This is a genomic window from Micromonospora sp. URMC 107 (genome assembly GCF_051386315.1).
Classification (GTDB): domain Bacteria; phylum Actinomycetota; class Actinomycetes; order Mycobacteriales; family Micromonosporaceae; genus Micromonospora.
The window spans coordinates 22,182-43,649 of record NZ_JBPQTK010000039.1 but is presented as its reverse complement, the minus strand read 5'-3'; the positions used below and the strand labels follow the sequence as shown (position 1 = coordinate 43,649).

Here is a 21,468-nt window from a genome sequence, read left to right as displayed (position 1 = left end):
GCCCGTCCCCCGGGGTCAGGGCCACCTCGCCCGGGCCGTGCGGCAGCCGCAGGCCCCGCCGGTACGTCCCGTCGCGCACCTCCTCGACGCCGGGCAGCGCGCGCAGCGCGAGGAAGTCCAGCAGCGCCCGCGCGTGCAGCGGCGGGCGGTACGCGAGCCGCAACGTGATCGTGCCCGCCCCGCCCGGCGCGGGGCACCGACGGCGGGCGGCGCGCAGCTCGGACGGGGCCGCGCCGAACACCTCCCGGACGGTGTCGTTGAACTGCCGGACGCTGCCGAACCCGGCGGCGAACGCGACCTCCGCCATGCTCAGCCCGGTGGTCTCGATCAGGGTGCGGGCGGTCTGCGCGCGCTGCGCCCGGGCCAGGGCCAGGGGACCGGCGCCCATCTCGGCCCGCAGCATCCGGTGCAGGTGCCGCTCGGTGTAGCCGAGCCGGGCGGCCAGTCCCGGGATGCCGTCCCGGTCGACCACCCCGTCGGCGATCAGCCGCATGGCCCGGCCGACCACGTCGGCCCGCACGTCCCACTGGGGCGAGCCCGGGGCGGCGTCCGGCCGGCAGCGCCGGCAGGCGCGCAGCCCCGCCGTCTGCGCGGCGGCGGCCGAGGGGAAGAACCGGACGTTCTGCCGCTTCGGCGTCATCGCCGGGCAGGACGGCCGGCAGTAGATCCCGGTCGACGTGACGCCCGTGTAGAACCAGCCGTCGAACCGCTGGTCGCGGCTGTCGACCGCCCGGTAGCACCGCTCGAAGTCCAACTCCACGTCACCGATGATGCCCCTGCTCGTCGCCCGTGGCTCGCGGGAATCGGACGTGGCCGTGCGGGCGGGAACGGGACGCCGGGAGCCGAAAGTGTCGGTTGTGGTCGGTACCGTCCGGCCACCAACTCAAGAAGGGGTGCGGCGATGGTGAGCGTGGCGGGTCGGGAGGCGGCGTCGACACGGGACGGGCTCCCTCCGCTGGACGGCGTGGTGGTGCAGCGCTTCTACGACCGGATGCGCGCGGTCGCCCCGGCCGCCGTCGGCGCGCTCGAACGGGACCGGGCCGGCGACCCGGGGCGGGCGTTCGGTGACACCGCCTGCGGCCGGCTCGTGCGCTCGCTCGACGCCGACGGCCTCCGCGCGCTGGGCATGTGGGTGCACCACTGGTGCATGCGGTTCTACGACGACGACACCCGGGTGGCGCTGCGGCTGGTCCGGGAGATCGCCTCCCGGGCCGGGCTGGGCTGGACGGCCGACGAGGTGCGCTGGATGCTCCGCGAGTCGTACGCGGCCGGTCCCGCCGCCGAGGCCCGCTTCACCCTGCCGCTGGCCGCCGCCGGGGAGTTGGCCCCCGGCACCCTGCCGATCGAGGCCGTGGTCCCCCGCCAGGCCGGCCCCCGCGACTGACCCGCCGGGCCGGGTGACCGACCCACCGGGCCGGGCCGGCGCACCGGCAGCTGCCCGGCGACGGTGGCGCCGACCGCCACGGCGAAGCCGGCGAGCTGCCAGCCGGTCATCGCCTGCCCGAGCACGGCCCAGCCGAGCGCGGCGGCCGTCAGCGGGCTGAGCGCGCCGAGCAGCGAGACCTGGGTGACCGGCAGCCGGGCCGCGCCCCGGAACCACAGCGCGTACGCCAGCGCCGTCCCGGCCAGCGTCAGCCACGCGTACCCCACCAGCGCCGGTGGGTCGGGCACGGGCGGCGCCCCCTCGACCAGCAGGGCCGCCGGCACCACCATCAGCCCGCCGGCGGTGAGCTGCCAGCCGGTGGCGGTGAGCGTGCCGACGCCGGGCGGGCGGCCCCAGCGCCGGGTCAGCACCAGGCCCGCGCCCATCGCGGCGGTGGCGGTCAGCCCGGCGGCGACGCCGGTCGGGTCGAGGCCCGCGTGGGGGCGCAGCACGACCAGGGTGACCCCGGCCAGCGCCGCGAGCGCGGCGACCAGCGCCCGGGGGTGGGGCCGCTCCCGGAGCGCGAGCACCGTCAGTCCCGCCACCAGCAGCGGCTGGGTGGCGCCGAGCACCGCGGCGGTGCCGCCGGGCAGGTGGTACGCGGCGAGGAAGAGCAGCGGGAAGAACGCCCCGATGTTCAGCGCGCCGAGCGCGGCCGCGCGCCACCACCAGACGCCGCGCGGGCGGTGCCGGGTCAGCGCGAGCAGCAGCAGGCCGGCGGGGAGGGCCCGGATCACGCCGGACCAGAGCGGCCGGTCCGGCGGCAGCAGCTCGCTGGTGACCAGGTACGTCGTGCCCCACGCCGTCGGCGCGGCGGCGGTGAGCAGGATGTCGCGCCGGCGTCGGTCCATGGTCCCCTCAATCCTTGTCGCTAAGTATCTTGTCACCAAGCTACTTTGCGGCGAGGTAAATCGGGAGTGCGAGGTGCGGCACAATCCGGGGGTGACCGAGCGGGACGACGTCGACGGCATCGTCGAGCAGTGGCAGCGGGAGCGGCCCGGGATGCGTCCCGAGCCGATGGCGGTCTTCGGCCGGATCTACCGGCTGGCCCGCCTCGTCGGCGACGAGCAGGAGCGCACCTACGCCCGCTGGTCGATCAGCCGGGGCGAGTTCGACGTGCTCGCCGCCCTGCGCCGCGCCGGCGCCCCCTACGCGTTGGCGCCGAAGGCGCTCACCGCCTCGCTGATGCTCACCTCCGGCGGAATGACCGGCCGGCTCGACCGGCTGGAACGCGCCGGGCTGGTCCGCCGCTCGCCCGACCCGGCGGACCGGCGAGGGCTCCAGGTCTCCCTCACCCCGGCCGGCCTCGAGCTGGTGGAGGAGGCCGCCGAGGCGGGGCTGGCCGTCCAGCGCCGGCTGCTCGACGCGCTGCCCGCCGAGGACCAGCGACGCCTCGCCGACCTGCTGCGTACGCTGCTGGGCGCGGCCACCGACGGCGGGCGGTGAGCGGGGTCGCGGTCGCCGGTGGCGGGCGGTGAGCGGCGGCGCGGACCTGGGCGACCGACGGCGGTCGCCCTCGGGCCGGCGAGGTGGCCGGGCGGGTAACGGCCTCGGAGGGCGGGCGGCCGGCGGCCGGGGGCGGGCCTCGGGCAGGATGGGCACCGCCGACCCCGACGGAAGGACGACCGTGCCCGCCAGCGAACCGACCATCCTCGCCACCAGCATGGGCATCTACGCGCCGCGCCCCGAGGGCGGGCCCCGGCGGGTCAACCCCGTCTTCGACCTCGCCGCCGAGCTGGCCGAGGCCGGGCCGGAGCCGAGGATCTGCTTCCTCAACCAGGCCGAGGGGGACCAGCCGACCACGCTCGCCCGGGTCTACGAGGCGTTCGCCGGCAGCCGGTTCCGGATGACGCACCTGGCGCTGTTCCCGATGCCGAACGTCGACGACGTCCGCGCCCACCTGCTCGCCCAGGACGTCGTCTGGGTGGGCGGCGGCAGCGTCGCCAACCTCTGCGCGGTCTGGCGCGTGCACGGCCTCGGCGAGATCCTGCGCGAGTGCTGGGAGGCCGGAGTGGTGCTCGGCGGCGTCTCCGCCGGCTCGATCTGCTGGCACGCCGGCGGGGCCACCGACAGCTTCGGCACCACCCTGCGCGGCTTCACGGACGGGCTGGGCTGGTTGCCCTACGGCAACGGCGTGCACTACGACAGCGAGGAGCAGCGTCGGCCGCTGATGCACCGGCTGGTCGGCGACGGCACGCTGCCGACCGCCCACTGCACCGACGACGGCACCGGCCTGCTCTACCGGGGCACCCGGCTGGTCGAGGCGGTCGCGGACCGCGAGGGGGTCTCGGCGTACGAGGTCGGCCGCGCCGAGGACGGCACCGTGCGGGAGAGCAAGATCGCGCCGCGCCTGCTCGGCTGAGTCACGGCGCCGGACCCCGGCCGATCCTGGTACGGAAGCGCCCCTCCGGAGGCCGTTGCGTACCAGGATCCGGCACGGCCCGACTCGGCGATGACGCACCGCGTGCCGGTGTGGGACGGCACCGGCGTAAGCTGGCTCGTCGTGAGTCTCACCATCGGCATCGTCGGCCTGCCCAACGTCGGCAAGAGCACCCTGTTCAACGCGCTGACCAAGAACGACGTGCTCGCGGCGAACTACCCGTTCGCCACCATCGAGCCCAACGTCGGTGTCGTCGGGCTGCCGGACGAGCGGCTGCACACGCTCGCCGAGATCTTCAGTTCGCAGAAGGTGCTGCCCGCGCCGGTGTCGTTCGTCGACATCGCCGGGCTGGTACGCGGCGCCTCCAAGGGGCAGGGCCGGGGCAACGCGTTCCTGGCGAACATCCGTGACGCCTCGGCCATCTGCCAGGTCGTCCGGGCCTTCTCCGACCCGAACGTGGTGCACGTCGACGGCAAGGTCTCCCCGGCCGACGACATCGAGACGATCAACACCGAGCTGATCCTCGCCGACCTCCAGACCCTGGAGAAGGCGCTGCCCCGGCTGGAGAAGGAGGCCAAGCTCCGCAAGGACCGGGCCGCCGCCGTCACCGCCGCCAAGCAGGCCGTCGAGCTGCTCGACACCGGCGTCACCCTCTACGCGGGCGCCAAGGAGGCGGGCATCGAGCTGGAGCACCTGCGCGAGCTGCACCTGCTCACCACCAAGCCCTTCCTGTACGTCTTCAACGTCGACGAGGCCGAGCTGGGCAACGCCGAGTTCCTCGACGAGCTGCGCGCCCTGGTCGCCCCCGCCGAGGCGGTCTTCATGGACGCCAAGATCGAGTCCGAGCTGGTGGACCTGCCCGAGGAGGAGGCCCGCGAGCTGCTGGAGTCGATCGGCCAGCCCGAGCCGGGCCTGGACCAGCTCGTCCGGGTCGGGTTCCGCACGCTCGGGCTCCAGACGTACCTCACCGCCGGCCCCAAGGAGGCGCGCGCCTGGACCATCCCGGTCGGCGCGACCGCGCCCGAGGCCGCGGGGGTCATCCACTCCGACTTCCAGCGCGGCTTCATCAAGGCCGAGGTGGTCTCCTTCGACGACCTGGTCGCGGCCAAGTCGATGGCGGCGGCCAAGGCCGCCGGCAAGGTCCGGATCGAGGGCAAGGAGTACGTCATGCAGGACGGCGACGTCGTGGAGTTCCGCTTCAACGTCTAGCCGGCCCATGCGGTCGAGGCCTCTTTCCCGTTGGAATGCTGCTCGGGCCCCGAGCTGTGTGAACCGCTCACCGGCTGGATCTGGATCCGAGGAGAACCATGTCGAAGGACGCCACCGTCGATCTCATCCGATCGTTGATCGGAGCCATGAACGGGCCGTCGTCGGCCAGGGAGATGCGCGGGCCCGTGGAGGGCTGGGAGTCGCTGGCGATGATCCTGGTGTTCGGCGAAGGCTATCGCAGCGCACACGGGTACGCGTACTCGCCCGACGGCGTCATCACGGCGGTGGCCTGCGACTGGTCGAGCATCGAGCCGGCGGTGCAGGCGTACCTGGGGAGCCACTACGAGCCCGGCGATCCGCTGCCGGCGAAGATCCTCGTGCAGTTCGACCGGACGACCGGCAGGTACCAGGTGACGTTCGAGGACACGGACGAGGAACGCTGGGCGGTGAAGCCGGCGAACTACAGGGAGATGCGCGAAGCGCTGCGCCCGAAATTCGCCTGACCCGGTGGTGACCCGGGCGCAGACTCCGAGCCGTCGTGACCGCGTGCGATCACGTCTCCAGGCAGATGGCTCGGGCCGACGCCCGGAGCCGAGTCCAGAGGGTCCTCCGTGCCCTCGACCGACGGCCGACCGTCAGCCCACGAGACTCTTGGTCATGATGTGCTCCCGGCGCACGCCGTCGGGCATGAGATCACCGAGCTCGCCCGTGTCACGGAAGCCGTTGCGCCGGTAGAGCGCCCAGGCGTTGTCGTTGCCCCGGACCACGGCCAGCCGCAGCGTCCCCGCGCCCACCTGTCGGGCCCACTGTTCGATCGCCCGCAGGAGGTGGTCGCCCACGCCCCGGCCGCGCCCCGCCGGCGCCACGTACATCGAGATCAGTTCGACGACGCCGTCGTGCCCCGTCGGCACCCCGCTGGCCATCCCGACGGGCTGCCCGTCGAGCATCGCCAGGATGTTGTGAGAGCCGGCGATGGCCAGCCGGCCGCGCCAGCGCTCCTCGCGGTCGCCGTCGCCCTGCCAGTCCGCCAGTCGGGAGCCGAAGGCGTACGCCGCCTCCGCCAGCGCAGCGAGCCGCAGGTCCCGCCACAACCTCCAGTCGTCCTCGCTGAGCACACGCGTCTCGATCATGCGAGAAGGCTGCCGCAGGCACGGGGAGCGGGCAACCCGGTATCGCGTGCGTTCCGAAGTGCAGGTCCGGACCGATCCACCGCAGCTCACGAATCCCGAGGGTCGTCGCTCGGCGTACGGGCTCCATGAGATTCCGTGGCTCGGAGTTCCACCCCGCCATGCGGCACCGCTGGGCGGGCCGCCGGACGTCTACCGTGTCGGGCATCCGGACGGTGCCGGTGAGCTCGACGTCCCTGCCACCGCAGTCACGCCGGCCGACGAGGACGGTTGACGGCCGGGCGGCTCCCGCCGTCGTCGCGCGGCAGGATCGGCGGCCCTACCAGTCGCGCCACTCGTCGGTGAGTTCCGCCCGCCCGATGCCGCGTCGGGAGGTCAGCGCCTCGACGTCGAGGCCGGTGGCCGTCAGGACGACGTCGACGTGTTCACACAGGTCTTCGCGTTCACCCGTCTCGATCCTGCCGTGTTCCTCGTTGACGGCGTTGAGAGCCGAGACCACCCGCTCCACCGCCGCGAAGACCTCCGCGTCGGACGGCGAGGAGAGCGAGCGTACGTCTGCTTCGTAGGCGTCGAGAGCGGTGTCGACGGCGGTGATGAACGGTTCGGGCCAGAGGTGGAGGGCGTACGCGGCGTCCTCGGTGAGGGTGCCCGCCGCGACGGCGGCCCTCTGCTCCCGCACGCTGCGGCCCCACTTCTCGGTGGGTCTCGTGATCATGGCGCGCAGCGTAGCGCCGGAGTGCGACACCGCCGCGTGGTTCAGCCGCTGCGGGGGGCGTACATGATGACGGCGACCCCGACCAGGCAGATGGCCGCGCCGACGAGGTCGTAGCGGTCGGGGCGGAACTTGTCGACGACCATGCCCCAGGCGAGGGAGCCGGCGACGAAGACCCCGCCGTACGCGGCCAGGATGCGGCCGAAGTTCGGGTCGGGCTGGAAGGTGGCGACGAAGCCGTAGCACCCGAGGGCGATGATCCCGGCCGCCACCCACAGCAGCCCGCGGTTCTCGCGCCAGCCCTGCCACACGAGCCAGGCCCCGCCGATCTCGGCGAGCGCGGCGAGCAGGAACAGCAGGATCGAGCGGGCCACCGTCATGCGTCGGACGGTAGCGGCGCAGCACCTCGTCACGCCGGTCGGGTCGACCGCGGGTTCGCCGACGGCGGCGTCCGGCCCTCCCCGGCCGGGCACGCCTCCCGACGCAACCCCTCCCTCCCGCGGGGGAGGCGGTCCCCTCACGCTCGGGAGTCGGCGCGCGTCCGCCGGGCCTAGCGTCGTGACCATGGATGCTTCTCCTGGTGCGCGGCGATGGCCGGCCTACGCGGTGGCGGTGCTCTTCCTCGCGTACGCCGTGGGCAAGGCCGCCTTCGCCCTCGATTCCCGGCTCGGTTTCCCGGGCGGCCCGGTCGTCCCGGCTGCCGAGCACGACCGCTACGCCCGCGACGTGATGGGCGTGGCGACGGCGCAGTGGTCGGCGGCCGCGTCGGGGGTGGCGGGCGCCTGCCTCGCCCTCGCCACGGTCACGGCGCCGGGGCGCCGGGTGACCACCGCCGGCCCGGACGGGCCGCTGCGCCCCGCAAGGCTCGTGGGCGTAGCGGAGAGGTGTGTCGACCGTCGGCGGCCACGATGCTTCCGTACCCGCCGCCCGGTGGGATTCTGAAGTCGCCGGGCCCGACGTGTCCGGAACCGGGCCGTCCGTTCGTCACCCCGGTGACAACCCGACACCGAGGAGCGGCATGAAGTACCTGATGTTCGTCTGCACCGACAGCGAGCCGGACGCCGACCGGGCCGACTGGCCGGACATCGAGGCGTGGGTCGCGGAGAACGACGCCCGGGGCCGGCGGTTGACGGGCGACGCGCTCGCGGAGACCACGGCGGCCACCACGGTCCGCGTCCGTAACGGGGAGCTGCTGCTCTCCGACGGTCCGTTCGCCGAGACAAAGGAGGTGATCGTGGGCTTCGACCTGCTGGAGTGCGCCGACCTGGACGAGGCGATCGAGGTGGCGCGCGCCCACCCGATGGCCCGCGCGGGGCGGCTCGAACTGCGCCCGATCGTCGCCCTGGATGGCTGACGGTCCCGCCGACCCGCTCGCGGCGGCGGCCGACGCCGTCGCCGCCGCGAGCGCGGGATCGTACGCCCGGATCGTCGCGACGCTGATCCGGGTGACCGGCGACTGGACGCTGGCCGAGGACTGCGCCCAGGAGGCGTCGGCGCTCGCGCTGACCCGGTGGCCGACGGAGGGCGTGCCCGCCAACCCGGGCGGCTGGCTGATGACGGTGGCCCGCAACCGCGCGATCGACGTGCTCCGGCGGGCCTCGGTCGAGCGGCGCAAGCTGCGCGAGCTGGCCATGCTCACGCCGACCGAACCGGAGCCGGGCGCGGCGGGGGAGGGGGAGATCGTGGACGACCGGCTGCGGCTCGTCTTCACCTGCTGCCATCCGGCCCTGCCGTTGGAGGCGCGGGTCGCGTTGACGCTGCGTACGGTCTGCGGGGTCCCGACCGCCGACATCGCGCGGGCCTTCCTGGTCACCGAGTCGACCATGACCCGGCGGCTCACCCGGGCCAAGGCGAAGATCGCCGCCGCCGGCATCCCGTACCGGGTGCCGACCGGCCCGATGCTCGCCGAGCGCCTGCCCGGCGTCCTCGCCGTGCTCTACCTGCTCTTCACCCGGGGCTACGACGCCGACGGCGAGCCCGCCTTCGCCGACGAGGCGATCCGCCTGGCCCGGCTGCTCGACCGGCTGATGCCGGGCCAGTCCGAGGTGGCCGCCCTGCTGGCCCTCTCCCTCCTCCAGCACTCCCGGCGCGACGCCCGGCGGGACCGCGACGGCAACCTCGTCACCCTCGACCGGCAGGATCGCGCCCGCTGGGACCACGCGGCGATCGCCGAGGGCGTCGGCGTCCTCGCGCGGGTCGCGGCGGAGGGCCCGTACGCCCTCCAGGCCCGGATCGCCGCGTGCCACGCGACCGCCGCGTCCGCCGAGGCCACCGACTGGGTCGCGATCGCCGAGGCGTACGACCGGCTCGCCCGGTGGCAGCCGTCACCGGTGGTGGAGCTGAACCGCGCCGTCGCCCACGGCTACGCGCACGGGCCGGCGGCGGGGCTGGAGCTGCTGGCCGCCGCCCGGGCCGGTGGGGCGCTGGACGGCTACCCGCTCGCCGTCGCCGCCGAGGCCGAGCTGACCGCCCGGCGGGGCGACCGCGAGCGGGCCGCCGCGCTGTTCCGGCGGGCCGCCGACGCGCACGCTGGGGCGGAGCGCCGCGCCCTGCTGGAGCGCGCCGACCAGCTCAGCTGATGTGGTGCAGGATCACGTTGTGCACGTGGTGGCTCTTCTCGGCACCCCGGAACTCGACCTCGTAGGTGTGCGTGCCGACGTGGATGGCGATGGCCCCGGTGGAGAAGAACGAGCCGCCCCACGACTTGTTGCTGACCACGCTGACGCTGGTGATCTTCGAGTACGGGATGCTGGTGATGGCGTACCGCTTGCCGACGAAGGAGCGGTCCTGGATGATGACGCGCCGGTCGGTCAGGCCGATGAACCCGGTGCCCGTGCCGACGGCGTCGTAGACGGCGATGATCTGTTCTCCGTGGAGCAGGCCGCTCTGGATCTGCTGGAACTGCTCCTTGCGGTCGTACGTCGCGTTCGCCATGCCTCCACGGTAGGCCGGGCGCGCCAGCCCAAGATCACTCCCGGCGGGCGAGGACGAGGAACTCCCCGTCGCCCCGGCCCACCGGCTCCCCGTCCCAGCCGCCGTGGATCCGCTCCACGGCGAACCCGGCCGACCGCAGCGAACCGCGCAGCTCCTCCTCGGTGCGGACGCGCAGGGTGGCCGAGCTGAGCAGTTCCTCGCCGTCACCGAACAGGTAGTGGTGGGTGAAGTCGACCCGACCGTCGGCCACCGTGTGCACCCGCGTCCACGCCCGGACCACCTCGCCGTCGGGCAGCGTGATCCGTCGCCGCGAGTCGACCGGGTTCCAGCGCTCCCACCGCCGGTCCGCCGGGTCGCGCGAGTCGAACGCCAGCCGGCCGCCCGACACCAGCGCCCGGGCCAGGTCGGCGAGCGTGCGCGCCCACTCGTCGTCGTCCACGAGGAACTGCGCGACGTGGCTGGTCAGCACCGCCACGTCGAACGACCCGTCCGCCAGTACGGCCGAGGTCCCCTCGACCCACGTCACCCGCTCGGCGCCCGGCTTGGCCCGGGCGGCGGCCAGCGACGCGCCGGCCGGGTCGACGCCGGTGACGGCGTGGCCGGCCGCGGCCAGGGCGACGGCGAGCCGTCCCGTGCCGCAACCCAGGTCGAGGACCCGCGCGGCGGGCGTCTCGCCGACGAGGGCGAGGAACCAGTCGTCGTCGCGCGACCAGGGGCACTCGGCGTCGTAGACCGGCACCAGCCGTGGATGGCGGAACTCTGCGTGCCTCATCGACGTCGATCATGCCAGTCCGGGCGGCCCACTTCAGGCCGCGTTCGCGTCGGTCGCGGCCCGCCGGGTGCCGGCAGCGATGGGTCGCCCCGCGGCTCGTCGCCGCCGTTGGTGGCCGCGCCCCGCACGCGCGAAGCCCCGCCGGCGCATCGAGGGGGATGCGGGCGGGGCTCCGGGCGCGGTGCGGACTACCGGTTGGTGCGCGGGTCGTTGTCGCGGCTGCGGCTGCCGGACTTGGCCAGGCCACGGCTGACCAGGTAACCGATGGTCAGCAGGGTGATGTACCACCAGGCCTTGTCGGCCGCGAAGTAGTCGCCGCCGTTGTTGGCGGCGCCGTCGCCGACGGCGTTCGAGGCGACCAGCACGCCGATCACCGAGAGCAGGTAGACGGCCAGCTCCGTGGTCTTCCAGGACGGCTTGGTCTCGTCGCCGGGCCGGTGGGCGTGCCGGACGTCGTGGTCCACGTGGTGGCCGTCGTGGTCGGTCAGCCGGTCGGTCACGCGGTTCGCGGTGGGGGTGGTCATGTCAGCTCCCAAAAAGTGCGTTATCAGATAATCAGTCCGGTACGGGCCCAGTCGTCTGCTCCCGCGTCGGATTGATACCCGCGCACCTTTCAGGGAAACATCAGCCTTCCCAGGCTCTTCTCAGCCCGATCCGGTCGCCGCGCCGACGGCCGGAACCGGGCGGCACCGCCGGGTCGGGATGGGATCAGGGCTGGGTGACCGCGCGGTACGCGTCCTCGATGCGGGCGGCCAGCAGGACCTCGCCCTCGCTCAGCGGCGCGTTGCCGTGCCCGACCCGGATCTGGGTCTGGTCGGCACGGCGGCTGATCTCCGGCCGCAGGTGCAGCGCGTCGGCGACCACCTTCACCCGCTCCGTGAGGGCGGCGTGCTGCGTGTCGTCGATGGTGAGGGTGCGATGGATCTGCTCGCCCTCCCGGATCCAGCCGGTGAGGAGGGTGAGGGCGTCGCTGAGATAGTCGTGCTTGGATCGACCGCTGAACAGCGCGCGCATCACCGCACCTCCCAGGCGCCGTTGCCGGCTTGTGGCCAAATCGTCGCCGTCCCGTGTCTTGTCGGTGCCTTCCAGTCTGTCCTCGCATGCTGGGTGTGTCCACGCCCACACTTCCGGGTTCTCCTGCCCTGACGGTCGGCCACGGTACCCAAACCGCCGATTGATCTGGCACGCTGGACGCCCGTGCGGACCGAACGGGCGAATGGCGGCGGGCAGGCCGAGCGACGGGACCTCAGGGTGATCGTCGGAGCGGCGATCATCAGGGACGGTCGGGTGCTCGCCTGCGCCCGTTCCGCCCCGCCCGAGGTGGCGGGCATGTGGGAGTTCCCCGGCGGCAAGGTGGAGCCGGGCGAGAGCGAGACCGCCGCGCTCGCCCGCGAGTGCGCCGAGGAGTTGGCCGTCCGCGTCGAGATCGGCGACCGGGTGGGCCGCAACGTCCGGATGGCCCACGGCCGCTCGGTGCTCAAGGTGTACGCGGCCCGCCTGCTGCACGACGACCAGCCGCAGGCCCTGGAGCACTCGGCGCTGCGCTGGCTCTCCGCCGACGAACTGGACAGCGTCACCTGGCTGCCCGCCGACGCACCCATCGTCGCCGCCCTCCGGCCCCTCCTGTCGGCCTGAGCGGAAGCGGACACCCGGGCCGAAAGGGGACGGGGGCCGGCGGCATCAGCCGCGGCCCCCGTCATCGTCAGCGCACTCAGTGCTTGTCCTGCTCCGGGTGGGCGAAGTTCAGGTGCTCCGGCGGCAGCGGGAAGGTCACGTCGTCGCCGAACGGCGACGGCGCGGCCGCCCGGTCGAACGTGAGTTCCGTCAGCGGCAGCTTGCCGTGGTCGTCGACGGCCGGTGCGGTGGGCCTCGGCACCTCGCGGTCCCAGTTGACGCCGCGCTGTGCCTGCACCTCGGCCCGCGGGTCGTGGGAGCCGCCCGCGTGCGAGTGCACGCCCCCGTGGGCCGCGCTGCCGCGCACCGCACCGCTGACGTGTCCGCTGGTCACGCTGGTCTGAGGCACCTGACCCCTCCGGAAGATCTTGCTACCAAGCCACACGAGGGGATCGTACCTGCGGTCGACGACCCGCTCCTTCATGGGGATGATCCCGTTGTCCGTGATCTTGATGTGCTCGGGGCAGACCTCGGTGCAGCACTTGGTGATGTTGCAGAATCCGAGACCCTGCTCGGCCTGCGCGTACTCCTTGCGGTCGCTCTTCGCGTCCAGCGGGTGCATGTCCAGCTCGGCCGCCCGGATGAAGTACCGCGGCCCGGAGAACGCCTGCTTGTTCTCCTCGTGGTCACGGATGACGTGGCAGACGTTCTGGCACAGGAAGCACTCGATGCACTTGCGGAACTCCTGCGAGCGTTCCACGTCGACCTGCTGCATCCGGTACTCGCCGGGCGCCAGGTCGGCCGGCGGCGCGAACGCCGGCGTCTCCCGGGCCTTCTCGTAGTTGAACGAGACGTCGGTGACCAGGTCCCGGATGACGGGGAAGGTGCGCAGCGGGGTGACCGTGACCGTCTCGTCCTCCGTGAAGGTGGACATCCGGGTCATGCAGCTCAGCCGCGGCTTGCCGTTGATCTCCATCGAGCAGGAGCCGCACTTGCCGGCCTTGCAGTTCCAGCGGCAGGCCAGGTCGGGGGCGTCGGTCGCCTGGAGCCGGTGGATGACGTCGAGGACGACCTCGCCCTCGTTCACCTCGACCATGTAGTCCTGGAGGTCGCCGCCGTTCTCGTCGCCGCGCCAGATGCGGAACTGGCGCTTCGCGCCCGGCTTGCCGGGCCCCGGGGAGTCCTGGTTACCCATTGCGTCAGCGCTCCTTCTCGGTCTCGGCGTCGGCGACGAGGGCGTCGAACTCGGCGAGCTCCTCGTCCGTGAGGTACTTGGCCAGCTCCGCGCGGTCGAAGAGGCCGATCAGCTCCGCGCGCATCTTCGGCAGCGGCTTGCGGTCCAGCCGCACCGTGTCGCCGTCCAGCGAGCAGACCAGGTTGACCCGGCGCCACGCCGGGTCCATCGCCGGGTGGTCCTCCCTGGTGTGGCCGCCGCGCGACTCCCGCCGCTCCAGCGCCGCCTTCGCGGTGCACTCCGAGACGACCAGCATGTTGCGCAGGTCGAGCGCCAGGTGCCAGCCCGGGTTGTAGCGCCGGCCGCCGCTCGCGCTGACCTTCGCCACCCGCTCCCGCAGCTCCGCCAGCCGCACCAGCGCGTCCTCCAGCTCGCTCTCCCGGCGGATGATTCCGACGAGATCCCCCATCACCGCCTGGAGGTCCTGCTGGAGGGTGTACGGGCTCTCGCCGGTGTCCCGCTGCAACGGGGCCAGGGCCGTCTCCACCGCGGCCTCCACGGCGGCGACGCCCACCTTCGGGCGCGCGGGGAGGCTGTCGGCGTACGTGGCGGCGTGGCCGCCCGCGCGCTTGCCGAACACCAGCAGGTCGGACAGCGAGTTGCCGCCGAGCCGGTTGGAGCCGTGCATGCCGCCGGACACCTCGCCCGCGGCGAAGAGCCCCCGCACGTGGCCGAACGCGGCGCCGCTGTCGGGGTCGACCTCGACGCCGCCCATCACGTAGTGACAGGTGGGCCCGACCTCCATCGGCTCCCTGGTGATGTCGACGTCGGCCAGCTCCTTGAACTGGTGGTACATCGACGGCAGGCGGCGACGGATCTCCTCCGCCGGCTTCCGGGAGGCGATGTCCAGGTAGACGCCGCCCGCCGGCGTGCCCCGCCCGGCCTTGACCTCGCTGTTGATCGCCCGGGCCACCTCGTCGCGCGGCAGCAGCTCCGGCGGGCGCCGGTTGTTGTCCGGGTCGGTGTACCAGCGGTCCGCCTCCTCCTCGGTCTCCGCGTACTGCTTGCGGAAGACGTCGGGGACGTAGTCGAACATGAACCGCTTGCCGTCGGAGTTCTTCAGCACGCCGCCGTCGCCGCGCACCGACTCGGTGACCAGGATGCCCTTCACCGACGGCGGCCAGACCATGCCGGTCGGGTGGAACTGGAGGAACTCCATGTTGATCAGCGTCGCGCCGGCCCGCAGCGCCAGCGCGTGCCCGTCACCCGTGTACTCCCACGAGTTCGAGGTGACCTTGTAGGAGCGGCCGACGCCGCCGGTCGCCAGCACCACCGCCGGCGCCTCGAACAGCACGAACTCGCCGGACTCGCGGTAGTAGCCGAACGCGCCGGCGATCCGGTCGCCGTCGAGCAGCAGCTCGGTGATGGTGGTCTCGGAGAAGACCTTGATCCGGGCGTCGTACGAGCCGTGGTCGCGCTTGTCCTCCTGCTGGAGCGACACGATCTTCTGCTGGAGGGTGCGGATCAGCTCCAGGCCGGTCCGGTCGCCGACGTGCGCCAGGCGGGGGTACTCGTGGCCGCCGAAGTTGCGCTGCGAGATCTTCCCGTCCTTGGTGCGGTCGAAGAGCGCACCGTACGTCTCCAGCTCCCAGATCCGCTGCGGCGACTCCTTCGCGTGCAGCTCGGCCATCCGGAAGTTGTTGAGGAACTTGCCGCCGCGCATCGTGTCGCGGAAGTGCACCTGCCAGTTGTCCCGGCTGTTCACGTTCCCCATCGCGGCGGCGGCGCCGCCCTCGGCCATCACCGTGTGCGCCTTGCCGAAGAGCGACTTGGAGATGATCGCGGTCTTCTTGCCAGCGAGGCGGGCCTCGATCGCCGCGCGCAGGCCGGCGCCGCCGGCCCCGATCACGACGACGTCGTAGTGGTGTCGTTCGATTCGCGTGGTAGCGCTCGTCTGGTGGTGAGGATTCGTCATGTCAGGGGCCCTCTAGTTGATGAACCGCAGGTCGTCGAACCAGCCGGCCGCGACCGCCATGACGTAGAAGTCCGTCAGGGCGAGCGTGCCGAGGGTGATCCAGGCGAGCTGCATGTGCCGGACGTTCAGGGCCGAGACGAAGGACCAGGCCCGGTAGCGCACCGGATGCTTGGAGAAGTGCTTGAGCCGCCCGCCGATGATGTGCCGGCACGAGTGGCAGGAGATCGTGTACGCCCACAGCATGACCACGTTCAGGAGCAGGATGATGTTGCCCAGCCCGAACCCGAAGCCCTTGGGGGAGTGGAAGGCCAGGATCGCGTCCCAGGTGTTGATCAGGGAGATGATCGCGGCGGCGTAGAAGAAGTAGCGGTGCAGGTTCTGGCCCAGCAGCGGGAACCGGGTCTCGCCGCTGTAGGACTTGTGGCCGTCCGGCACCGCGCAGGCGGGCGGCGACAGCCAGAACGACCGGTAGTAGGCCTTGCGGTAGTAGTAGCAGGTGAGCCGGAACAGCAGCAGGAACGGCAGCGTCAGCGCCGCGTCCGGGATGATCCACCAGCCGGGCAGGAACCGTCCGAAGTGGGAGGCGCCCTCGACGCACCGTTCGGTCACGCAGGGGGAGTAGAACGGGGTCAGGTAGTGGTAGTCCTCGACCCAGTACCACTTGTGCATGAAGACCCGGACCGTCGCGTACGCCACCCACGCGCCGAGCCCGATCACGGTGATCAGCGGGGCGAGCCACCAGCGGTCGGTTCGCAACGTCTTCGCCGCGATGGCGGCGCGCGCCCGCGCTCCCCGCGGCCTCGTTGCCGTTGATGTCATTAGAGTCGTCTCCCTGACAGGACCCTCACGGGCGGATCAAGTTCCGGTCGGCAACGCGGACCGGCGAACCCGCACCCGCTTGCCACGTCATGCGCACACCAACGACCGCGCCGGCGATACGGCGCAGCTAAGTGACACACGTTACGCCGATCTTCGCGAGCCGTCCGCGCAAGGCAGTGTCCCGTGTGTCCCGGCCGGTGGAAAGCCCCGCACGATGATCGATGTCCGGATGTTAAGAACTTCACCCGACCCCTGTCCGGCGTACGGCGGCGACCTCACCCGAAAAGCGTCCCGCGGCGGTGGCCCGTCAGGCGAGCAGGTCCGCCGGCCGGATCGTGGCCCGGACCGGCTCGGTCAGCTCCAGCGTCTCGCCGGCCTTGGTCACCGACCGCTCGACGTAGTGGGCGCCCTGCCGCTGGTAGACGTGCACGGTCAGCGTCTCCTGCTCCACCAGGAGATACCACTCGATGCCGGCCGCCGCGTAGTAGTGCATCTTGAGCACCTTGTCGGTGGCCGCGTTGCCCGGCGAGATGATCTCGCAGACCAGCTTCACGTCGGCCGCCTCGATCCAGGGGTCGTCGAGGTCGATCGGGCCCGTGACGACGAGGTCGGGGATGGGGATGCGGCCCGGCCGGAGCCGGACGTTCACCGCTTCCAGGACGCGGAGGCCGGCTTCCCGCGTCGGGCCTCGCAAGGCGGCCCGCAGCTCACCGGAGATGTTCTGGTGGCGGGGCGTGGGGGCTGGGGTCACGTGAAGGCTCCCGTCGAAGAGTTCGACGCGCTGCTGCGTCTCGCCGAGGGCGAGGTACTCCTCTTCGCTCCACGGGCCGTCGTGGCCGAACACCGCCGCGGTCATCGTCACCTCCACCTCGGGCCGGGGGACATCCTTGCGGGACTGCCGCGCCCATCGTCGCACCCGCTGTCGGGCGCGGCAGGTCAACGCCGGTGAATGCCGAGGTGAGGGGTGTTCAGGCCCGTTGCAGAGTCGTTACGCTGTGGCCCGCTGACAGCCCCCGGCTATGTAGCTTATTTTCACCCTCAGTGCTTTCCTGTAAGTTCTCTTCGTCACTGAGGGAGGCGGTCGTGGACAGGCCGGAGTCGGCGCCGTCCGGGAAACCGGACCGCCCCAGCGTGCCGGAGCAGCGCTCCGGCCAGGACCCCTACCTGCGGGTGAGCGACCTGCGGGTCCGTTTCGACACCGAGGACGGCGTGGTGCGCGCCGTCGACGGGGTGTCGTTCGAGGTGGCGCGCGGGCGCACCCTCGGTATCGTCGGCGAGTCCGGTTCCGGCAAGAGCGTCACCTCGCTGGCCATCCTCGGCCTGCACAACGCCAAGCGGACCAGCATCACCGGCGAGATCTCCCTCGGCGGCCGCCAGCTGGTCGGCCTGCCGGACGAGGAGGTACGCCGGCTGCGCGGCCGGGACATGGCGATGATCTTCCAGGACCCGCTGTCCGCGCTGCACCCTTACTACACGGTGGGCAGGCAGATCGCCGAGGCGTACCGGGTGCACCACCCGAAGGCCGGCAAGCGCGAGGTCCGCCAGCGCGCGGTGGACATGCTGGGCCGGGTCGGCATCCCGCAGCCGGCCCGCCGCTTCGACCAGTACCCGCACGAGTTCTCCGGGGGCATGCGGCAGCGGGCGATGATCGCGATGGCGCTGGTCAACGACCCGGACCTGGTGATCGCCGACGAGCCGACCACCGCGCTGGACGTGACGGTGCAGGCGCAGATCCTCGACCTGCTGGCCGACCTCCAGGCCGAGTTCCACTCCGCGATCATCCTGATCACCCACGACCTGGGCGTGGTCAGCCAGGTCGCCGACGAGGTGCTGGTCATGTACGGCGGGCGGGCCGTCGAGCACGGCAGCGTCGAGCAGGTGCTCCGCCGGCCGCAGCACCCGTACACCTGGGGTCTGCTCTCCAGCGTGCCCTCGCTGCACGGCGACGCGGACGCGGACCTGGTGCCGATCAAGGGCAACCCGCCCAGCCTGATCAACCTGCCGTCCGGCTGCGCCTTCCACCCGCGCTGCCGGTACGCCGGCCGCAACGGCGACCGGTCCCGCACGGAGGTCCCCGAGCTGCGCCCGGCGGGCGCGCCCGGCCACCTGGTGGCCTGCCATCTCTCCGCCGACGACCGGACGCTGCTGTACGCGGAGGACATCGCCCAGGTGGGAGTGGCCCGATGAGTAGTGCCCAGGCGGACACGGTGCCGGTGCGACCGGCCGAGACCGGGGAGCCGCTGCTGCGGGTGCGCGGGCTGGCCAAGCACTTCCCGGTGCGCAACGGTCTGCGGCGCACCGGACTGGTCCGGGCCGTGGACGGGCTCGACTTCGACGTGCGGCCGGGCGAGACGCTCGGCCTGGTGGGCGAGTCCGGCTGCGGCAAGACGACCACCGGGCGGATGCTGGTCCGGCTGCTGGAGCCCAGCGCGGGGAGCATCGAGTTCGCCGGGCGGGACATCACCCACGCCGGGCGCCGGGAGCTGCGTCCGCTGCGGCAGGACCTCCAGATCATCTTCCAGGACCCGTACGCGTCGCTGAACCCCCGGCACACGGTCGGCCGGATCATCGCGATGCCGTTGCAGGTCAACGGGATCGACCCGCCGGGCGGGGTGAAGAAGCGGGTGCAGGAGCTGCTGGAACTGGTCGGGCTCAACCCGGAGCACTACAACCGGTACCCGCACGAGTTCTCCGGCGGCCAACGGCAGCGCATCGGCATCGCCCGGGCGCTGGCCCTGCGGCCGAAGCTGATCGTCGCCGACGAACCGGTCTCCGCCCTGGACGTGTCGATCCAGGCGCAGGTGGTCAACCTGCTCCGCGATCTGCAACGCGACCTGGACCTGGCGTTCGTCTTCATCGCCCACGACCTGGCCGTGGTGCGGCACTTCTGTCAGCGGGTCGCCGTCATGTACCTCGGCAAGATCGTCGAGATCGGCGACCGGGACGACATCTACGAGCGCCCGCAGCACCCGTACACCCGGGCGCTGCTCTCGGCGATCCCGGACGTCACCAAGCTCGGCCCGGCCGGCCGGATCCGGCTGGCCGGCGACGTGCCCACCCCGCTCAACCCGCCGTCGGGCTGCCGGTTCCGCACCCGCTGCTGGAAGGCGCAGGACGTCTGCGCGACCCAGGAGCCGGCGCTGGTGCCCCGCGACGGCGGCGGCCAGGCCGCGGCCTGCCACTTCCCGGAGCAGGGGCCGGTCGGGGCGAGCCCGGCCGTCGGAGCGGTGGGCGCGGACCCGACCGGCGGGTCGGGAACGACCGGCGCGGGCGTCGAGGAGGTGTCGAGATGAGCATGTCCCCGGTGGAGGGCGTGGCGCTGGTCGAGATCGAGTCGGGCGGCGACGCCGACGCGCCGAAGGTGAAGGGCTTCGTCGGCCGCTCGCCCGGCCAGCTCGCCCTGATCCGGCTGCGCCGCGACCGGACGGCGGTGGTCAGCGGGGCGATGCTGGTCGTCTTCGTGCTGGTGGCGCTCGCCGCGCCGCTGATCGAGGCGCTCTACGGGATCAGCCCGCGCGACCAGTTCCAGAACAAGCTGGACGGCTTCGGCATGCCGCTCGGCTACGCCGGCGGCGTGTCGGGCGACCACTTCTTCGGGCTGGAGCCCAACCTCGGCCGGGACATCTTCATCCGGCTGATCTACGGCCTGCGCACCTCCCTGCTGATCGCCTTCGCGGCGGCGGTGATCACGGCGGTGCTCGGCATCGCGCTCGGCGCGCTCGCCGGCTACCTCGGCGGCTGGTTCGACACGGTGATCAACTGGATCACCGACCTGACCCTGGCCATGCCGTTCCTGGTCATCGCGCTGGCCCTGACCCCGACCCTGACGCTGCGCTTCTACGGCGAGCGGGACGCGGTCGACCCGGCCTTCGGGGTCGGGGTGCTGATCGCGGTCTTCGCGATCTTCGGCTGGACCAGCACCGCCCGGCTGGTCCGGGGACAGGTGATCGCGCTGCGCGAGCGGGAGTTCGTGGAGGCCGCGAAGGCCAGCGGCGCCGGGCTCGGGCACATGGTCTTCCGGCAGCTGCTGCCGAACATCTGGGCGCCGATCCTGGTGTCGTTCTCGCTCGCGGTGCCGCAGTTCATCACCAGTGAGGCGGCGCTGTCGTTCATCGGCGTCGGGCTGACGGAGGAGACGCCGAGCTTCGGTCGGATGATCTACCAGAGCCTGGACTACCTCCAGACCGACCCGGCGTTCGTCTTCTTCCCCGGCATCACGATCTTCGCGCTCGTGTTCGCGTTCAACCTCTTCGGCGACGCGCTGCGCGACGCGCTCGACCCGAAGTCGTCCCGGTAGGGGTGGTCCGATGGCGCGCTTCCTGATCAAGCGGATCTTCTCCGCGGTGCTCACCCTCTTCGCGGTGAGCGTGCTGACCTTTCTGATGTTCTTCGCGCTGCCGCGCGACCCGGTCACCGGCATGTGCCCGAAGAACTGCAACCCCGAGCGGCTCGAGCGGGTCCGCGAGGAGCTGGGCCTGCGCGACCCGCTCATCACCCAGTACGCCGGCTACATGAAGGGCATCTTCACGGGCCGCGACCTGGGCAGCGCCCAGGGCGGCAGGTGCGACGCGCCCTGCCTGGGCTGGTCGTACGTCAACAACGAGGCGGTGCTGGACACCATCACCCGGGTGCTGCCGGTGACGCTGAGCATCGTGCTCCCGGCGGCCATCCTCTGGCTGCTGCTCGGGGTCGGCCTCGGCATGGTCTCGGCGCTGCGCCGGGGCACCTGGCTGGACCGCGCGGCGATCGGCTTCTCGCTGACCGGCGCCTCCCTGCAGCTCTACTTCGTCGGGGCGGTGCTGCTGCTGGTCTTCGTCTACAACCTGCGCCTGCTGCCGGTGCCGAGCTACACGTCGTTGCTGGACAGTCCGGTGAAGTGGGCCAGCGGGCTGGTGCTCTCCTGGGTCGCCCTGGCCTTCCTCTTCGCCGCGATCTACGCCCGGCTGTCGAGGGCGCAGATGCTGGAGACGCTCTCGGAGGACTTCGTCCGCACCGCGCGGGCGAAGGGCCTGGCCAAACCCAAGGTGTACGGGCGGCACGCGCTGCGTGCCGCGATCACGCCCGTGGTCACCATCGCCGGTCTGGACGTCGGGGCGGCGCTGGGCGGCACGGTGATCACCGAGACCACGTTCGGCCTCCAGGGGCTGGGGCGCACCGCCGTCGAGGCGGTGCGGGCCGGCGACCTGCCCACGATCATGGCCACCGTGCTCATCTCGGCGGTCTTCGTGGTCCTCGCCAACGTGCTGGTCGACCTGCTCTACGCCGCCATCGACCCCCGCGTACGGCTGGGCTGACCTGCCGTGCCGGCCGCCGGGCCGGAGCGGGACGT

General features: G+C 72.5%; 25 protein-coding genes and 1 pseudogene. 13 read left to right on the top strand and 13 right to left on the bottom strand.

All coding sequences use genetic code 11. The features are described from left to right. The coding region (locus tag ACSNN9_RS12125) for a bifunctional transcriptional activator/DNA repair enzyme AdaA (RefSeq protein WP_436673149.1) at nucleotides 1-760 on the bottom strand (760 nt) is incomplete at its 3' end. Nucleotides 761-901: 141 nt separating this feature from the next. Here ACSNN9_RS12125 and ACSNN9_RS12120 point away from each other — a divergent pair. Beyond that, nucleotides 902-1,384: a hypothetical protein gene (locus ACSNN9_RS12120; RefSeq protein WP_436673148.1), complete on the top strand. Its 483-nt coding sequence runs from the start codon at nucleotides 902-904 to the stop codon at nucleotides 1,382-1,384. Between the two features lie 122 nt (nucleotides 1,385-1,506). On the opposite strand, the pseudogene ACSNN9_RS12115 reads toward ACSNN9_RS12120, so the two are convergent. After that, nucleotides 1,507-2,274, bottom strand: a pseudogene (locus ACSNN9_RS12115) (EamA family transporter); the annotation flags it as partial. A gap of 91 nt (nucleotides 2,275-2,365) precedes the next feature. On the opposite strand from ACSNN9_RS12115, the gene ACSNN9_RS12110 reads away from it, so the two are divergent. The 4 genes from ACSNN9_RS12110 to ACSNN9_RS12095 all read left to right on the top strand — a co-directional run bounded on the left by ACSNN9_RS12110 (nucleotide 2,366) and on the right by ACSNN9_RS12095 (nucleotide 5,515). After that, nucleotides 2,366-2,869, top strand: coding sequence for a MarR family winged helix-turn-helix transcriptional regulator (locus ACSNN9_RS12110; RefSeq protein ID WP_358080991.1), 504 nt, complete (start codon nucleotides 2,366-2,368; stop codon nucleotides 2,867-2,869). Between the two features lie 148 nt (nucleotides 2,870-3,017). Continuing rightward, complete coding sequence (locus tag ACSNN9_RS12105) at nucleotides 3,018-3,785, top strand: Type 1 glutamine amidotransferase-like domain-containing protein (RefSeq protein ID WP_436673147.1); 768 nt, start codon at nucleotides 3,018-3,020, stop codon at nucleotides 3,783-3,785. Between the two features lie 141 nt (nucleotides 3,786-3,926). Beyond that, a complete protein-coding gene (gene ychF / locus ACSNN9_RS12100) occupies nucleotides 3,927-5,012 on the top strand; it encodes a redox-regulated ATPase YchF (protein WP_436673146.1) in 1,086 nt (361 codons plus the stop codon). A gap of 98 nt (nucleotides 5,013-5,110) precedes the next feature. Beyond that, nucleotides 5,111-5,515: a hypothetical protein gene (locus ACSNN9_RS12095; RefSeq protein ID WP_436673145.1), complete on the top strand. Its 405-nt coding sequence runs from the start codon at nucleotides 5,111-5,113 to the stop codon at nucleotides 5,513-5,515. A 132-nt stretch (nucleotides 5,516-5,647) separates the two neighbouring features. Here the strand turns inward: ACSNN9_RS12095 and ACSNN9_RS12090 are convergent, their stop codons facing one another. The 3 genes from ACSNN9_RS12090 to ACSNN9_RS12080 all read right to left on the bottom strand — a co-directional run bounded on the left by ACSNN9_RS12090 (nucleotide 5,648) and on the right by ACSNN9_RS12080 (nucleotide 7,231). Beyond that, nucleotides 5,648-6,142: a GNAT family N-acetyltransferase gene (locus ACSNN9_RS12090; protein WP_358081004.1), complete on the bottom strand. Its 495-nt coding sequence runs from the start codon at nucleotides 6,140-6,142 to the stop codon at nucleotides 5,648-5,650. A gap of 316 nt (nucleotides 6,143-6,458) precedes the next feature. Then, nucleotides 6,459-6,854 (bottom strand): hypothetical protein, encoded by a 396-nt coding sequence (locus ACSNN9_RS12085; protein WP_436673144.1) that lies wholly within the window; start codon nucleotides 6,852-6,854, stop codon nucleotides 6,459-6,461. 41 nt (nucleotides 6,855-6,895) lie between these two features. Further along, the gene (locus ACSNN9_RS12080; protein WP_358081013.1) at nucleotides 6,896-7,231 is read right to left on the bottom strand and encodes a YnfA family protein; all 336 of its coding nucleotides are present in this window, start codon (nucleotides 7,229-7,231) and stop codon (nucleotides 6,896-6,898) included. A 184-nt stretch (nucleotides 7,232-7,415) separates the two neighbouring features. On the opposite strand from ACSNN9_RS12080, the gene ACSNN9_RS12075 reads away from it, so the two are divergent. The 3 genes from ACSNN9_RS12075 to ACSNN9_RS12065 all read left to right on the top strand — a co-directional run bounded on the left by ACSNN9_RS12075 (nucleotide 7,416) and on the right by ACSNN9_RS12065 (nucleotide 9,430). Beyond that, complete coding sequence (locus ACSNN9_RS12075; protein ID WP_436673143.1) at nucleotides 7,416-7,793, top strand: hypothetical protein; 378 nt, start codon at nucleotides 7,416-7,418, stop codon at nucleotides 7,791-7,793. A 76-nt stretch (nucleotides 7,794-7,869) separates the two neighbouring features. Next, nucleotides 7,870-8,205, top strand: coding sequence for a YciI family protein (locus ACSNN9_RS12070; protein ID WP_436673142.1), 336 nt, complete (start codon nucleotides 7,870-7,872; stop codon nucleotides 8,203-8,205). Continuing rightward, the gene (locus ACSNN9_RS12065) at nucleotides 8,198-9,430 is read left to right on the top strand and encodes an RNA polymerase sigma factor (protein WP_436673141.1); all 1,233 of its coding nucleotides are present in this window, start codon (nucleotides 8,198-8,200) and stop codon (nucleotides 9,428-9,430) included. The genes ACSNN9_RS12070 and ACSNN9_RS12065 overlap by 8 nt, the downstream gene beginning before the upstream one ends. Here ACSNN9_RS12065 and ACSNN9_RS12060 read toward each other — a convergent pair. The 4 genes from ACSNN9_RS12060 to ACSNN9_RS12045 form a co-directional block, all read right to left on the bottom strand. Next, a complete protein-coding gene (locus ACSNN9_RS12060) occupies nucleotides 9,423-9,785 on the bottom strand; it encodes a PH domain-containing protein (RefSeq protein WP_357563583.1) in 363 nt (120 codons plus the stop codon). The genes ACSNN9_RS12065 and ACSNN9_RS12060 overlap by 8 nt on opposite strands. 34 nt (nucleotides 9,786-9,819) lie before the next feature. Next, a complete protein-coding gene (locus ACSNN9_RS12055; protein ID WP_436673140.1) occupies nucleotides 9,820-10,557 on the bottom strand; it encodes a class I SAM-dependent methyltransferase in 738 nt (245 codons plus the stop codon). Between the two features lie 188 nt (nucleotides 10,558-10,745). Continuing rightward, entirely contained in the window at nucleotides 10,746-11,081 is a 336-nt protein-coding gene (locus ACSNN9_RS12050) for a hypothetical protein (protein WP_436673139.1), read from the bottom strand. A gap of 184 nt (nucleotides 11,082-11,265) precedes the next feature. Beyond that, the gene (locus tag ACSNN9_RS12045) at nucleotides 11,266-11,571 is read right to left on the bottom strand and encodes a 4a-hydroxytetrahydrobiopterin dehydratase (protein ID WP_436673138.1); all 306 of its coding nucleotides are present in this window, start codon (nucleotides 11,569-11,571) and stop codon (nucleotides 11,266-11,268) included. Nucleotides 11,572-11,754: 183 nt separating this feature from the next. On the opposite strand from ACSNN9_RS12045, the gene ACSNN9_RS12040 reads away from it, so the two are divergent. After that, nucleotides 11,755-12,192, top strand: coding sequence for a (deoxy)nucleoside triphosphate pyrophosphohydrolase (locus ACSNN9_RS12040; RefSeq protein ID WP_357874257.1), 438 nt, complete (start codon nucleotides 11,755-11,757; stop codon nucleotides 12,190-12,192). 76 nt (nucleotides 12,193-12,268) lie between these two features. Here ACSNN9_RS12040 and ACSNN9_RS12035 read toward each other — a convergent pair whose 3' ends face one another. The 4 genes from ACSNN9_RS12035 to ACSNN9_RS12020 form a co-directional block, all read right to left on the bottom strand. Then, nucleotides 12,269-13,366: a succinate dehydrogenase/fumarate reductase iron-sulfur subunit gene (locus tag ACSNN9_RS12035; protein WP_358081041.1), complete on the bottom strand. Its 1,098-nt coding sequence runs from the start codon at nucleotides 13,364-13,366 to the stop codon at nucleotides 12,269-12,271. 4 nt (nucleotides 13,367-13,370) lie between these two features. Continuing rightward, the gene (locus ACSNN9_RS12030; RefSeq protein ID WP_436673137.1) at nucleotides 13,371-15,320 is read right to left on the bottom strand and encodes a fumarate reductase/succinate dehydrogenase flavoprotein subunit; all 1,950 of its coding nucleotides are present in this window, start codon (nucleotides 15,318-15,320) and stop codon (nucleotides 13,371-13,373) included. Nucleotides 15,321-15,332: 12 nt separating this feature from the next. Next, nucleotides 15,333-16,139 (bottom strand): hypothetical protein, encoded by an 807-nt coding sequence (locus ACSNN9_RS12025; protein WP_436673136.1) that lies wholly within the window; start codon nucleotides 16,137-16,139, stop codon nucleotides 15,333-15,335. 307 nt (nucleotides 16,140-16,446) lie between these two features. Next, the gene (locus ACSNN9_RS12020) at nucleotides 16,447-16,995 is read right to left on the bottom strand and encodes a Uma2 family endonuclease (RefSeq protein ID WP_436673135.1); all 549 of its coding nucleotides are present in this window, start codon (nucleotides 16,993-16,995) and stop codon (nucleotides 16,447-16,449) included. 275 nt (nucleotides 16,996-17,270) lie between these two features. Here ACSNN9_RS12020 and ACSNN9_RS12015 point away from each other — a divergent pair, with 275 nt between their 5' ends. The 4 genes from ACSNN9_RS12015 to ACSNN9_RS12000 are packed head-to-tail and all read left to right on the top strand — an operon-like array spanning nucleotide 17,271 to nucleotide 21,433. Next, nucleotides 17,271-18,326, top strand: coding sequence for an ABC transporter ATP-binding protein (locus tag ACSNN9_RS12015; protein WP_436673152.1), 1,056 nt, complete (start codon nucleotides 17,271-17,273; stop codon nucleotides 18,324-18,326). Continuing rightward, nucleotides 18,323-19,432 carry an ABC transporter ATP-binding protein gene (locus tag ACSNN9_RS12010; RefSeq protein WP_436673134.1) on the top strand — a complete coding sequence of 370 codons (1,110 nt, stop codon included), beginning with the start codon at nucleotides 18,323-18,325 and terminating at the stop codon, nucleotides 19,430-19,432. The genes ACSNN9_RS12015 and ACSNN9_RS12010 overlap by 4 nt, the downstream gene beginning before the upstream one ends. Continuing rightward, on the top strand, nucleotides 19,429-20,436 hold the full coding sequence (locus ACSNN9_RS12005; RefSeq protein ID WP_436673133.1) for an ABC transporter permease: 1,008 nt from the start codon (nucleotides 19,429-19,431) through the stop codon (nucleotides 20,434-20,436). Before ACSNN9_RS12010 ends, ACSNN9_RS12005 begins: the two co-directional genes overlap by 4 nt. Nucleotides 20,437-20,446: 10 nt before the next feature. Continuing rightward, nucleotides 20,447-21,433: an ABC transporter permease gene (locus tag ACSNN9_RS12000; RefSeq protein ID WP_357874281.1), complete on the top strand. Its 987-nt coding sequence runs from the start codon at nucleotides 20,447-20,449 to the stop codon at nucleotides 21,431-21,433. The last annotated feature ends 35 nt before the right edge of the window (nucleotides 21,434-21,468 follow it).